Raw genomic sequence first — 12,657 nt, 5'->3', positions numbered from 1 at the left:
CGTGCCCGGCGGGAACCCGTCCTCTCGTTAGACTGGCCCGATGCCGCAGTCACCGGACTCGCCGCCCGACTCGGGAGGGTTCGTCCGCGCCACCGAGATGTTCCGCACGGAGCTCCTCGCCCACTGCTACCGCATGCTCGGCTCGGTGGACGAGGTCGAGGACCTCGTCCAGGAGACGTATCTGCGGGCCTGGCGCTCGTACGACGGCTTCCAGGGGCGCTCCTCGGTGCGGGTGTGGCTCTACCGCATCGCCACCAACGCCTGCCTGACGGCGCTGGAGCGGCGCGGCCGGCGCCCGCTGCCGTCGGGTCTCGGCGCGCCCAGCGAGGACGCCGAGGCGCCGCTGGCGATGGCGGGGTCGGACGTGTCCTGGCTGCAGCCGCTGCCGGACGCCTTCGTGGCCGGCGGCTCGCCCGACACCGCGGACCCCGCGGCGGTCGTCGCGGCGCGCGAGAGCCTGCGGCTGGCGGTGGTGGCCAGCCTGCAGTACCTGCCGCCGCGGCAGCGCGCGGTGCTCATCCTGCGGGACGTACTCGATCTGCCGACCTCGGAGGTGGGGCAGGTGCTGGACATGTCGGAGGCGGCGGTCAAGAGCGCGCTGCAGCGCGCCCGCGGCCGGATCGCCGAGGCCGCCCCCGACGCCGACCAGGTCACCGAGCCCACCGAGCCGGAGCAGCGGGCGCTGCTGGAGAAGTACATGTCGGCCTTCGAGCAGGCCGACATCTCCGGTCTCGAAAAGGTGCTGCGGCAGGACGCGGTGCTGGAGATGACGCCGTCGCGCACCTGGTTCTCCGGACTGGTCACCTGCACCGCCTACCTGGCCAAGGTGATGGGCCGGCCCGGCGACTGGCTGATGACGCCGACCCGCGCCAACGGCCAGCCGGCCGCGGGCGCTTACTACCGCGGGGCGGACGGCACGTACCGGGCGTACGGGATCGCGGTGCTGACGGTGGCGGACGGCGCGATCGCGCGGATCACCGTCTTCGGCGACGCCTCGCTGTTCGACGCGTTCGGCCTCCCGCAGACGCGGGAGGCCGAAGCGTGAGGCCGGTCCCCTGACCGGCGGTGACCGGCGCTGACCGGCGCTGACCGGCGGTGACCGGCGCGGACCGGGTGAGCGGCGGACGGGGACGGGTCAGGCGGTGAGCTTGGGCAGCACCTCGCGGCCGAAGACCTCCAGGAACTCGTCCTGGTTGCGGCCGACGTTGTGGATGTAGATCCGGTTGAAGCCGGCGTCGACGTACTTCTGGAGGGAGGCGCGGTGGACGTCCGGGTCGGAGCTGACGACCATGCGGCCCTCGAAGTCCTCGCGCCGCACCAGCTTGGCCATCTGCGCGAAGTCGAACGGCGACCGCACGTCGGCCTTGGGGAACTTCATGCCGCCGTTGGGCCACTGCTCCATCGCGTTGGTCCACGCCTCCTCGTCGGTGGGCGCCCACGACAGGTGCACCTGGAGGAGCTTGGGCATGGTGTCGGGGTCCTTGCCGGCCTTGCGGGCGCCGATGCCGAAGTTCTCCAGCACCATGGCGAGCTTGTCCAGCGACGCGCCGGGCGTGATCAGCCCGTCGGCCAGCTCGCCGGTCTTGCGCGAGGTGTACGGGGCGGCGGAGGCGATGTACACCGGCGGCGGGGTGTCGGGCAGCGTCCACAGCCGGGTGGTGTGCAGCTTGAAGAACTCGCCCTGGTGCTTGACGTCCTTGCCGCTGAACAGCTTCCTGATCACCTCCAGCGCCTCCAGCATCCGCCGCACCCGCTCGGGCGCCTCCGGCCAGTAGCCGCCGATCACATGCTCGTTGAGCGCTTCGCCGGAGCCGATGCCCAGCCAGGTGCGGCCCGGGTACGTCGCCTCCAGGGTGGCCGCCGCCTGCGCGACCATCGCCGGGTGCAGGCGGAACGAGGGACAGGTCACTCCGGGGCCGAGGTCGCCGCCGGTGTTCTCGGCGAGCGAGGCGAGCACGCTCCACACGAACGACGCCTCGCCCTGCGCCGGGACCCACGGCTGGAAGTGGTCGGCGGCCATCTGCCCGGAAAATCCGTGCTGCTCCGCGAGCGCCGCGAGGCGGATCGACTCCCGGGGCGAGAACTGCTCGAGTGCAGCCGCAATACCGATCTGAATGTTACTCATGAGAACAATGATACGGCGGAGTTCTCATCCTGCGCGGCATGTCCCCAATAGTGGACGAAAGCAATATGGAAGAGGCCTGGGTCACACCCCCAACGGACGCTGGATATTGCACCCAGCCCTTTGATTGCGCCCGCCGCCGGAGTTCTTCGCCGGCCGGTCGTTCGGGGGATCTCAGGAAGAGTTGAGGGCAACGGGGAAGAGGAGATGTTCATGACGACGAGTACGCTCACGTCGAGCGTCGAAAACCTGGATTCCGAGGCCGCGGCAGCGGTCCAGGTGGTGTCCAGGGTCAACGCCGCGTGGGACCGGAACGACGCCGAGGAGTTCGCTGCCGTCTATACGGAGGACGCCACCCTGATCCTGTCGGGCGACCGGTTCTTCGAGGGCCGCGAGCACATCGCCAGGGAACTCGCGCTGTCGTTCGCCGGCCCGCACAAGGGGACGCGGCTGATCGCGGACGTGGTCAGCTTCCACTGGATCGCGCCGGGGCTCGCGGCGATCGTCACCGAGGGCGGCGTGGTGGCGCCGGGCGAGGACACCTTCGTCTGGGACCGCGCGCTGCGCGCCACCTGGGTCGCGGCCCGGCAGGAGGACGGCGGATATCTCGTCGCCGCCTACCAGAACGGCCGGCGCGCGGACGGCGCGCTGAAGGGCGAGGGGGAGAAGTAGCGGGGGCGACTGCGCGGGCCGGCCCCGGGCGCCCGGGCCGGCCCGCGGATCGGCTGATCAGGAGGGCAGTTCGATGGACTGGCGGTGCCGGAAGACGTTGCGCGGGTCGTACTTCTTCTTGATCCGCTGCAGCCGCGGGTAGGCGTCCTTGTAGTAGAGCGTCGACCACGGGACGCCGCTGGTGTTGAAGGCCGGGTCGCTCAGATCGGCGTCCGCGTAGTTCACGTAGCAGCCGTCGGTGACGTCGTCGGGCACCGGCACCCCGCCGGTGGCCGCCCACACGTCGCGGTAGCTGTCGCGGGCCCAGCCGATGTAGGTGGCGTCGTCCGCCGGGTCGTTCCACTGCACCGACCACAGCATCTTGAACGCCGCCGAGCGGTGCGGCGCCGCGGTGGCGTCCGCCGCGACACCGCTGGCCACGCCGCCGTACGAGGTCAACTGGATGCTGATGTCCGGGTTGTGGATGTCGGTACGGGTCAACTGCCGGTACATCGCCTGCGCCTGCTCGGGCCGGAAGGCGGTCTTGACGTACGCCGACTTGTACTCGGCGCGCAGGGTCGGGTCGTTGAGCAGCGGGTTGGTGGTGCTGGTCATCCGGGTGGCCTGCAGCCACGGCAGCCGCAGCGGGGTGACGGCCTCGGGGAGCGCCGCGAAGTCGCCCATCCGCCGGGAGACCGCGCCGGCCTGCGTGCTGACGCCGTCGTTGATGAAGGCCAGGTAGTCGTCGAGGATCTGCTCGGCGTTCGGCGCGCCCGCGTCGACCTGGGTGAGCAGGCCGATCTGGCCGTTGGAGGCGTGGTTCATCACCAGGAAGCTGGCCAGGAACCGGGTGGGGCTGGTCGGCGAGATGTTGTCCGCGTGCCATTGCGAGTAGTTGTGCACCAGCCGCACGAACTCGTCCTCGGTCAGCTCGTCCCAGGCCCACCCGATCACGTTGAACAGCACCTGCGCCGGGGGCGGCGGCAGCAGCTTGCGCGGGTCGGTGGAGGTGACGCCGGGCGAGCGGAACAGGTAGCGGGTGACGACGCCGAAGTTGCCGCCGCCGCCCCCGGTGTGCGCCCACCACAGGTCGCGGTTGGGGTCGGCGGGGTCCCGGGTGGCGACCACCGTGCGGACCGAGCCGGTGGCGTCGACCAGCACCACTTCGACGCCGTGCAGATGGTCGACGATCAGGCCGTTGCGCCGGGTCAGCCAGCCCCAGCCGCCGCCGCTGACGTGGCCGCCCATGCCCACGGAGTAGCAGATGCCGCCGGGCAGGGTGATCCCCCAGGTCTGGTAGAGCTTGGTGTAGACGTCCAGCAGGGTCGCCCCGGACTCCACGGAGATCGCGTTGTAGGTGCTGTCGTAGCAGATGTGGTTCATGTTCGTCAGGTCGATGACGACCTTGACGTCCGGGTTGTAGACGAAGTCCTCCAGGCAGTGGCCGCCGCTGCGCACCGACAGCTGCTTGCCCGCCTTGACCGCCGAGGCGACGATCGCGGGTATCTGGGACGGGGTGTCGACCACCTCGACCAGGTCGGGGGCGGCGACGTAGCGGGCGTTGAGCGCTCGCACCAGGTCCGGATACTGCTGGTCGGCCGCGGTGACGGCGGACGCGGGCGTCGCGGTGCGGGCGCCGGCCGACCCCTGCGCGTCGGCCGTTCCCCGCGCGTCGGCGAACGCCGGTGTGTCGCCCACGGCGCCGAGCACGGCGGCGGCGCCGACCCCCGCCGTGCACCCGGCCAGGAAACTCCGGCGGTTCACCCCGCTGCTGTCCCGCGTCATCCGCGCGTCCCCCTCGTGCCGCCCGGACCCGCTCCCGCACTTCGAGTTCCACGACAGACTCCCCCTGTTCCGCTTGGTCGCCGCCGGAATGCGTGGATTCGACCGCGGCGATTCTGCTGCGAAAATTACCACTGCGGCGGAGAGCCGTGTCAAGGATTCAGTAATCGGCGGCCGGCCGCGGTACGGGGCATTCCGTTACGGCCGCGGAAGCGGGCTGCGACGCTGTGCGACGGTCCGGGAACGCACAGCTTCCGCCGAGCGTGCCGCGGCATTCCGATGCCGCCGGAAAGCGCCGATCACCTGGGTGGACTGCGCTGTGTGCAGACTCCGGAACGCACCTGATGACAGCGGGGCGGATGTCGTCGGTGTTCAGCGTGTGGCCACCGGGAAAGGCGTGGACGGCGGCTCGCGGCGGCGCGGTGAAAAATGCGGCGAGGAGTTCCGCCGGTAATTTTTGCCTTTTCGTTGCGAGGGTGGAGAAATGGTGAGGGCAATTCAGGAGAAGCGTACGGCGGGCCCGAGCGGGATAATTCCGCGGCCTCAGTGCGCCTGCTGCGCGTGCCGGGGCAGAAGGCCGACCAGCAGCAGCGTGAGGACGTTGAGCCCCGCGGTGATCGCGAAGACCAGCTCCGCGGCTGACCGGTAGGAGTGCGCCGAGGGGTGGCCGGCGCGGGCGAAGAAGACCGTGCCGAGGGCCGCGACGCCGATCGCTCCGGCGAACTGCTGGACCGCGTTGAGCAGCCCCGCGCCGGTGCCGACCTCCTCGGGCGTGGCGTCGCCGATGATGAAGTCGACCAGCGGCACGAAGACCAGACCGGAGCCGAATCCGGTGAGCAGCAGCGCGGGGGCCAGCTTCCAGACGGTGATCGCGTCGGCCCAGTGCGCGACGGACCACCACAGGGCCAGCAGGCCGGCGACGGCGAGGAAGAGCCCCAGGTGCAGGGTGGCGCGGCCGAGCCGCTCGGCGAGCACCGCGCCGGCGAGCAGCACGGCCACCGCCGTGCCCAGCGCCCACGGGATGAGCGTGAGGCCGGTGCGCAGCGGCGTCCAGTGCATGCCCTGCTGCAGCAGCAGGTTGATCACCAGGACGAACGCGCTCAGTGACGCGTAGAACCCGGCGACGACCGCCAGGCCCACGACGAAGCTGCGCTTGCGGAACAGGGTCGGCGCGATGACCGGGTGCGCGGTGCGCCGCTGGGAGACCACGAAGAGCGCGAGCAGGGCGACCGAGGCGGCGAGCATCGCGTACGTCCAGGCGGGCCAGCCCAGCTCGCGGCCCTGGATGAGCGGGACGACGAGCAGCGCCGAGGCCGCGGTGAGCAGGCCGACCCCGACGAGGTCGAGACGGGCGGCCCGGTCCTCGCCGCCCTCGCGCGGCAGCACGCGCCGGCCGAGCAGCGCGGCGGCGACGCCGAAGGGGACGTTGATCAGGAAGATCGAGCGCCACTGGCTGCCGAACAGGTCCAGGTGCAGCAGCCAGCCGGCCAGGATCGGCCCGGCGACCATGGTCATGCCCATCAGCGGACCGACCGGGGTCAGCGCCTTGCGCAGGTGCCGCGGCGGGAAGACGACCTTCACCAGGGCCAGGCCCTGCGGGATCATCACCGACCCGGACAGGCCCTGGAGGGTGCGGGCGACGATCAGGAAGCCGGCGCTGGGCGCGAGGCCGCAGGCCAGCGAGGCCAGCGTGAAGCCGGTCATGCCGAGCAGGAACAGCCGGCGCTGGCCGAGCAGGTCGCCGAGCCGGCCGGAGGTGACCAGGCCGAGGGCGAAGGCCGCGGTGTAGGCGCTGAGCACCCACTGCACGGTCACCTCGCCGCCGCCGAGGTCGGCGCGGATGGAGGGGCCGGCGAGGTTGGCGATGCTGGAGTCGATCAGGTCCATGAGGTCGGCGAGGACCACGACGACGAGGACGAGCCAGGCGGTGCGGGTCGGCCGCGCGTCGGCGGCGGTGGGCGTGCGGGCGGTGGGGAGCTGGTCAGTAGTCACGAACACTGTTCTACTAGCGATCAGTGTTCGTCACAAGGCGAACGACGTTCGTTGTGATGTGGAACACTGTTCGTTCGGGGCCCGCGGTACGGGTTCACCCGGGCGAGACCCGCGGCCGGGAGCCGCCGGGCGGGAGCCGCCGGGCGGGACTCACCGGGCGGGACTCACCGGGCGGGGATCACCGGGCGGCGATCACCGGGCGGCGATCACCGGTCCGTGGTGGTGACCAGGCCGTGGCGCCACGCCCAGGCGATGAGGGCGCCCCGGTCCTCCAGAGCGAGCTTGGACAGCACGTGGTTGAGGTGGGTCTTCACGGTGGCCTGGCTGACCACCATCTCGCGGGCGACCTGGCGGTTGTTGAGCCCCTGTGCGACCAGGCGGACGACGTCGACCTCGCGGCGGGTCAGCCCCTCGGCCTCCGGCGGCAGCGCGGCGGGGTCCGCGCTCCCCTCGGAGTCCGCGCTCTCCGCGGCGGGGTCCGTCGCCGGCGTCCCGGCGGGGACGGCCGCGGGGGACGGCGGGGCGGCCGGCGCGGGGTCGGAGACGACCAGCTGGACCAGCCGGCGCTGCACCGCGGGGTCGAGGACCGTACGGCCCGCCGCCACGTCGCGGACCGCGGCGAGCACCGCCTCGCCGGTGGCGTCCTTGGTCAGGTAGCCGGCCGCGCCGGCCCGCAGCGCCGGTATCACCGCGTCGTCGTCGGCGTACGTGGTAAGGATCAGCACCCGGGCGCCCGGGTCCGCGGCCAGCAGCTCGGCGGTCACCTGGACGCCGTCCAGGCCGGGCATCCGCAGGTCGACCAGGGCGACGTCGGGCCGCGTCTCGGCGGCCAGCCGCACCGCCTCGTGGCCGTCGCCGGCCTGGCCCACCACCTCGACGTCCGGCGCGGAGCCCAGCAGCAGCACGACGCCGTCGCGCACCACCGCCTGGTCGTCGGCGACCAGCACCCGAATCGTCACGCGTCCGCCTCCTCGCCCGAGCCCGGCGCCCCGCGGCCGCCGCGGCCTGCCACGCCCCCATCTTGCCGTCCCGCCCCCCGCCGAACGGTCACCGCCCCACTCCGGCACGGCCCGCGCCCCCGCCGCGCCGAGCCCGCCGACGCCGCCCTACGCCCCGGCAGCGGGCGGGGCGCCGCCGTCCGGCGGGGGCGTGGCGGGTCCGGGCGGGTTCGGCCGGGTCGGCGGCGGGGGCGGGGGCGGCGTGGCGGTCGCCGCGGGCGGCTGCGGTGGTTGCGGGGTGGCCGGGAGCCGCAGGGTGATGCGCCAGCCGGGCTCGCCGGGGACGGGACCCGCGGTCATCGTGCCGCCGGCGGACTCGATGCGCTCGGACATGCCGCGCAGGCCCGAGCCGCTGCCCTTGACGCCCGAGGGGCCGCGGCCCGCGGGCAGGCCGTGGTCGCGGACGGCGACGCGGACCTCGTCGGCCTCCCACGCCACGTTCACGTCGATCGGGCTGCCGGTGGCGTAACGCGCGGCGTTGGTCAGCGCCTCCTGCACCGCCCGGTACACCGCGTGGCCCGCGTCCGGCGCGAGCCGGCCCGGCCGGCCGGTGACCCGCAGCCGCGCCTCGCCGGGGAAGCCCCCGACCAGGCCCGCGAGATCGGCCACGCCCCGCACCGGCGCGGCCCGCAGCGCCCCCACCGCCGCGCGGGCCTCCTGCACCCCGTCGCGGGCCAGCTCCGCGGCCCGGTCCAGCGGCCCGGTCAGCGTCGCGGGCGCGCCCTCGCGCGCGGCGACCGCGCGGACCGCCTGGAGCTGCACCGACAGGCCCGCCAGGCTGTGCGCGAGCACGTCGTGCATCTCCTGGGCGATCCGGCCGCGCTCCTCGACGGCCGCCGCCTCCTGCTGGGCCTGCCGGGACGCCTCCACCTCCGCGAGCAGCGCCACCGCGCGGTCGCGTTCCGCCAGCAGCGCGGCGTGCTCCACCGACCGCTCGGCTATGAACCACGCGCCGAGGCCGGCCAGCAGTCCGGCCACGCTGCCGGAGATCACCATGATCGAGACACCGAACCCCACGCTGACGACCGCCAGGGCCGCGGTGCGCATCCGCCCCTCGGCCAGGCAGCGCGGCAGCACCGACGCCGCGACCAGCACCGGGATCTCCCCGAGCCCGTTCGGCGCGAGCAGCGTGATGGCGAAACCCGCGCAGACAGTCAGCGCGACCCCGGCGACCGCCCAGTCCGGCGGCAGCATCCGGCGGCCGAGCAGCATGCCGGCCTCCGCGCACACGCCGAGGGCCGCCACGGCCACCTTCGCCGCCGTGCCCGGCGCCGCGGCCACCGACACCGCCAGGCAGATCACCATGGCGGTCATGCCGAGCAGGTCCCGGCGCTCGAACCGCCAGCGGGCCGGCCCGGTCGCCGTCCACGTGTTCACCATGTCCCGCGCTCCGTTCACCCTCGCCCACATCCGCCGGGCCCCGTGGGCCGTCCCGGCGACGGCGGGCGGGCCCTCCCGCCGTGGGGAGAGCCCGCCGCCGGTCACCAGGGTGCCAGCTCCGCTCGTACGCACCGGCGGCGCGCCCGTCAGACGTACGCGCCGGGGCGGGGCCGGCCGGGGCGACGGCGGGCGCGGCCCCGCGGTCGGCCCGGGCCAGCAGCAGCCGGCCGCGCAGCACGATCGTGCCCAGCCGGACGACGACCTCGCCGAACGCCATCAGGATCAGCGCCACCACCCACGCCTGGGCGCTGGTGATGTCGTGGCGCTGGGAGAAGTGCGCGACGTGCGCGCCGCCGGAGGCGTGCGAGGACCATACGGCGAAGCCGAGCCGGAAGCCCATGCTGATCACCCACAGGGCGGCGGCGCCCAGCGAGGCCCTGACGTACAGCTGCCGGCCCTCGCCGAGGCGGACCCGGGTGAGCAAGCCGCCGAAGAGGCCGAAGACGATGCCCGCGCCGGCTCCCGCGGCGGCCAGCACCAGGTCGTTGCCGGCGGTCGGGATGTGGTGCAGGTAGGTGGCCGCCGCCCAGCCGATGATGGCCAGCGGGAGCACGATCGTGCGGGTGGTGAGCCGCTCCTCGCGCATCTGCCGGAAGACGATGAGGACGAGCGCGATGTCGATGATCCAGTCGGTGGTGGTCATGGCATCGAGCATCCGCTCCGGCGCGCCCGGTTCCCTCAACCCAGCGGTGGAAGGCGGGTGGAACTCCGGGGGACGGGCTCCGCCCCCGGTCTCCACCCGCCGGGGCCCGGTCCCCACCCTCCGGGCCGACGTGCCTCGCGTACTTCACGTGCCTGCCGCGTTGAGCGTCACGTGCCCGCCGCGTCGAGCGCGACGACGCGGGCCCACGCGGGGGCGGGCTCGCGGGCGTACGCGGGGGAGTGGGCGGTCGGGCCGACGGGACGGCGGGGGAAGAGGCCGACGACCGTACGGCAGGGCGGCGACGCGGACGGCCAGGGCGTCTGGCCGTCGGTGAGGACGACGAGGGCGTCCGGCCGGGGACGGTCGCGCAGCGCCCGGGCGAAGCCCGCCCGCAGGTCGGTGCCGCCGCCGCCGACCAGCTCGACGCCCTCGGCTGCGCACACCGCCCGCACGCCGTGCGCCTGGGCGTCGCACGACACCACGCGGACCAGGTCGCGCCGGCCGCCCACCGCGCGGGAGATCGCGGCGACCTCGCGCAGCGCGACGCCCAGCTCGGCGTCGCTGACCGAGCCCGAGGTGTCGACGATCACGCACACCCGCGGCGGCCGGCGGCGCAGGCTCGGCAGCATCGCGCCGGGCACCGACGCCGAGCGGCGCGCCGGCAGGCCGTAGGAGTAGTCCTCGCCCGCGCCCGGCCCTGACACCGCGGAGCGCACCGCGGCGCCGAGCAACTGCCGCCAGGGCTGCGGTGGTTGGAACGCCTCATCGGCCCACCGCCGCCAGCCGCGGGGAGCGTCGCCCGGCCGTCCGTCGATCGCCCGCGCCACCCGGAACCGCACCGCGTCGCGCTCCTGTTCGCTGAGCCCGTGCGCGCCGTCCGGGCCCAGCTCCCACGGGCGTTCGAGGCCGTCCGCGCCGCTGCCGCAGTCCAGCCAGGCCAGGTGCGAGGTGAACGGGCCGAGCCGGAACCCGCGCAGATAGTCCTCCATGCGCCGGCCCGGCGGCAGCCGCAGGTCCTCGGGCCGCACGGCGCCCTCGGGCCGCGGCAGACCGTCGCCGTAGACGTCGTCGTTGATCTCGCAGTCCGCGGCGATGTTCATCCGCAGCCGCTCGGCCGGTCCGGTCAGCCCCCGGTCACGCGCCACCCGGTCGCCGCGCCCGTGGTGGTCGCGCAGCAGGTGGGAGACCTCGTGCACCCACACCCCGGCCAACTCCTCGACCGGTGTGCGGTCCACGAACCCCGGCGAGACGTAGACCCGCCAGTGCCGGTCCACGCCCATCGTCGGGACCTCGGGCGACGCCACCACGTGCAGCGCGAACAGGGCCGTCGCCAGATACGGCCGCACCCGCACCGCGTGCAGCCGCGCGGCGTACACCTTCGCCGTGTCCAGACGAAAACCCGGGGACGGCGGTACGAAGGTGAGGGCGACGGACGCGGCCGGCTCGGGAGAGGACGGCGGTACGGGGACGGCCGTGACGGGCGGGTTCGGGACGGGGGTCGGGACGGGGTTCGGGACGGGCGGGTTCGGGCCGGGGGCCGGGGCGGACGCGGTCGGCTCTGTGGCGGTCATCGGCGCGGTCCGGCGCCGTCGGCGGTCGCGGCCTTGACGCTCTCGCCGACGCGGCGCACCACCTGCACGGCCCCCGCGAGGCGTTCGATGACCGGCGGGACGGTCCAGCCGTCGCGGCGCAGCGCGGCGAGGGTGCTCGCGGGGACGACGACCAGGTCCGGCGGGCCGGTCTCCACCGCGCGGGCCATCACCGTCCACGCCGCGTCCCAGCGGGAGGCGTCGGGGCGCGCGCGGACCGCCTCGACCACGCCGTCGAGCACGGCCTGCCGCAAATCGCCGCGCTCGGGCAGCACCGCTCCGGCGGGGTCGGCGAGCACCGCCTCGGGGTCGGGCAGGTCCATCCGGTCCAGGGCCGCCAGCAGTTCCAGCCCGGGGCCGTCGCCCACCGTGCCCCGCACCAGCAGCGACAGCACGTCCCGGTCGGAGCCGGCCGCGGTCGCGAACGCGGTCAGTCGCAGCGCCGCCTCCCAACTGCGCGGCGACGGCCACGCACCGCCCCTGCGCGTCTCGCCGTCCGGCATCCGGTGCACCAGCGCCGGCCGTGCGGCCAGCAGTTCGCACACCGCGCGGCGGGCGAGGGCGACCGCTTCCGGCAGCCGCCGGGCGTCGAGCCGCGGCAGCGTGACCTGCGGCCAGACGCCGCCGAGGCCGCGCACCACCACGTCGTGGTCGTGCGTCCACCGCAGGTGCACGAAGCGGTTGGCCAGCGGCGGGCTCAACTCCCAGCCGTCGGCGGCCGACGCGCGCGGGTTCGCCGCCGCGACGATCCGCACGCCGCGCGGCAACCGCAGTGCGCCGACCCGGCGTTCGAGCACCAGCCGGAGCAACGCGGCCTGCACGGCGGGCGGCGCGGTGGACAGCTCGTCCAGGAACAGCAGCCCGCGCCCGGCCCGCACCAGCCGCACCGCCCAGTCCGGCGGCGCCATCGGCACGCCCTGCTCGGCCGGGTCGTCGCCGACCACCGGCAGCCCGGCGAAGTCGGACGGCTCGTGCACACTCGCGATCACCGTGGTCAGCGGCAGGTCCAGGCCCGCGGCGAGCTGCCGCAGCGCCGCGGTCTTGCCGATTCCCGGCTCGCCCCACAGCAGCACCGGCAGATCGGCGGCGACGGCCAGCGTCAGCGCCTCCACCTGCACGTCGTGCGGGCGCGGTTCGGTCGTGGCCGCGCCGAGCAGCGCGGACAGCCGGTCGGCGAGGTCGAGTTGACCGGCGGGGGATGGGGATGTGGGGTCGGCGTGGCTGGCGGGCGCGGGTGTGGGCGCAGCCGCTGACGTGGGCGCGGGCGCGGGCGCGGGCGTGGGCGGGGGCGTCGGGTCGGCGGCGAGCGCGGGGGCGGGGGCGGCAGGCGGAGTCATGGGCATCACCTCGGGTTTCGTGGCGGACGACGGACAGGGGGGCGTGGCGCGCGGGCACCGGGGAGCAGGTGCCGTACGGGGGGACGGGCGTGTGTGGCGCGGG

The 12,657-nt window shown here is 74.6% G+C and carries 10 protein-coding genes; 3 read left to right on the top strand and 7 right to left on the bottom strand.

Annotation, left to right across the window (positions count from 1 at the left end):
* Window positions 1-40: 40 nt before the first annotated feature.
* Entirely contained in the window at window positions 41-1,045 is a 1,005-nt protein-coding gene (locus VSR01_RS15570; RefSeq protein ID WP_326449802.1) for a sigma-70 family RNA polymerase sigma factor, read from the top strand.
* Window positions 1,046-1,135: 90 nt separating this feature from the next.
* Here the strand turns inward: VSR01_RS15570 and VSR01_RS15565 are convergent, their stop codons facing one another.
* A complete protein-coding gene (locus tag VSR01_RS15565) occupies window positions 1,136-2,125 on the bottom strand; it encodes a TIGR03557 family F420-dependent LLM class oxidoreductase (RefSeq protein WP_326449801.1) in 990 nt (329 codons plus the stop codon).
* 210 nt (window positions 2,126-2,335) lie between these two features.
* Here VSR01_RS15565 and VSR01_RS15560 point away from each other — a divergent pair, with 210 nt between their 5' ends.
* Window positions 2,336-2,794 (top strand): SgcJ/EcaC family oxidoreductase, encoded by a 459-nt coding sequence (locus tag VSR01_RS15560; RefSeq protein ID WP_326449800.1) that lies wholly within the window; start codon window positions 2,336-2,338, stop codon window positions 2,792-2,794.
* A 57-nt stretch (window positions 2,795-2,851) separates the two neighbouring features.
* On the opposite strand, the gene VSR01_RS15555 is transcribed toward VSR01_RS15560, so the two are convergent.
* The 4 genes from VSR01_RS15555 to VSR01_RS15540 all read right to left on the bottom strand — a co-directional run bounded on the left by VSR01_RS15555 (window position 2,852) and on the right by VSR01_RS15540 (window position 8,925).
* Window positions 2,852-4,558: an FAD-binding oxidoreductase gene (locus tag VSR01_RS15555; protein WP_326449799.1), complete on the bottom strand. Its 1,707-nt coding sequence runs from the start codon at window positions 4,556-4,558 to the stop codon at window positions 2,852-2,854.
* 540 nt (window positions 4,559-5,098) lie between these two features.
* Entirely contained in the window at window positions 5,099-6,547 is a 1,449-nt protein-coding gene (locus VSR01_RS15550) for a DHA2 family efflux MFS transporter permease subunit (protein ID WP_326449798.1), read from the bottom strand.
* 206 nt (window positions 6,548-6,753) lie between these two features.
* Window positions 6,754-7,506, bottom strand: coding sequence for a response regulator transcription factor (locus VSR01_RS15545; RefSeq protein ID WP_326449797.1), 753 nt, complete (start codon window positions 7,504-7,506; stop codon window positions 6,754-6,756).
* Between the two features lie 147 nt (window positions 7,507-7,653).
* A complete protein-coding gene (locus VSR01_RS15540; protein WP_326449796.1) occupies window positions 7,654-8,925 on the bottom strand; it encodes a sensor histidine kinase in 1,272 nt (423 codons plus the stop codon).
* A gap of 242 nt (window positions 8,926-9,167) precedes the next feature.
* Between VSR01_RS15540 and VSR01_RS15535 the strand changes: the two genes are divergently transcribed.
* The gene (locus tag VSR01_RS15535; RefSeq protein WP_326449795.1) at window positions 9,168-9,500 is read left to right on the top strand and encodes a hypothetical protein; all 333 of its coding nucleotides are present in this window, start codon (window positions 9,168-9,170) and stop codon (window positions 9,498-9,500) included.
* Window positions 9,501-9,795: 295 nt separating this feature from the next.
* Here VSR01_RS15535 and VSR01_RS15530 read toward each other — a convergent pair whose 3' ends face one another.
* Window positions 9,796-11,199, bottom strand: a complete 1,404-nt coding sequence (locus VSR01_RS15530; protein WP_326449794.1) for a vWA domain-containing protein — start codon at window positions 11,197-11,199, stop codon at window positions 9,796-9,798.
* Window positions 11,196-12,554, bottom strand: coding sequence for an AAA family ATPase (locus VSR01_RS15525; protein ID WP_326449793.1), 1,359 nt, complete (start codon window positions 12,552-12,554; stop codon window positions 11,196-11,198). Before VSR01_RS15525 ends, VSR01_RS15530 begins: the two co-directional genes overlap by 4 nt.
* Window positions 12,555-12,657: the final 103 nt, after the last annotated feature.

The organism is Actinacidiphila sp. DG2A-62 (genome assembly GCF_035825295.1).
Lineage (GTDB): Bacteria > Actinomycetota > Actinomycetes > Streptomycetales > Streptomycetaceae > Actinacidiphila.
This window is presented reverse-complemented; position numbering and strand designations above follow the sequence as displayed.

Coding starts and splice junctions, on each gene's coding strand:
- VSR01_RS15555 (WP_326449799.1), bottom strand. CDS start 4,558: ATGACGCGGGACAGCAGCGGGGTGAACCGCCGGAGTTTCCTGGCCGGG.
- VSR01_RS15570 (WP_326449802.1), top strand. CDS start 41: ATGCCGCAGTCACCGGACTCGCCGCCCGACTCGGGAGGGTTCGTCCGC.
- VSR01_RS15560 (WP_326449800.1), top strand. CDS start 2,336: ATGACGACGAGTACGCTCACGTCGAGCGTCGAAAACCTGGATTCCGAG.
- VSR01_RS15525 (WP_326449793.1), bottom strand. CDS start 12,554: ATGACTCCGCCTGCCGCCCCCGCCCCCGCGCTCGCCGCCGACCCGACG.
- VSR01_RS15540 (WP_326449796.1), bottom strand. CDS start 8,925: ATGGTGAACACGTGGACGGCGACCGGGCCGGCCCGCTGGCGGTTCGAG.
- VSR01_RS15565 (WP_326449801.1), bottom strand. CDS start 2,125: ATGAGTAACATTCAGATCGGTATTGCGGCTGCACTCGAGCAGTTCTCG.
- VSR01_RS15530 (WP_326449794.1), bottom strand. CDS start 11,199: ATGACCGCCACAGAGCCGACCGCGTCCGCCCCGGCCCCCGGCCCGAAC.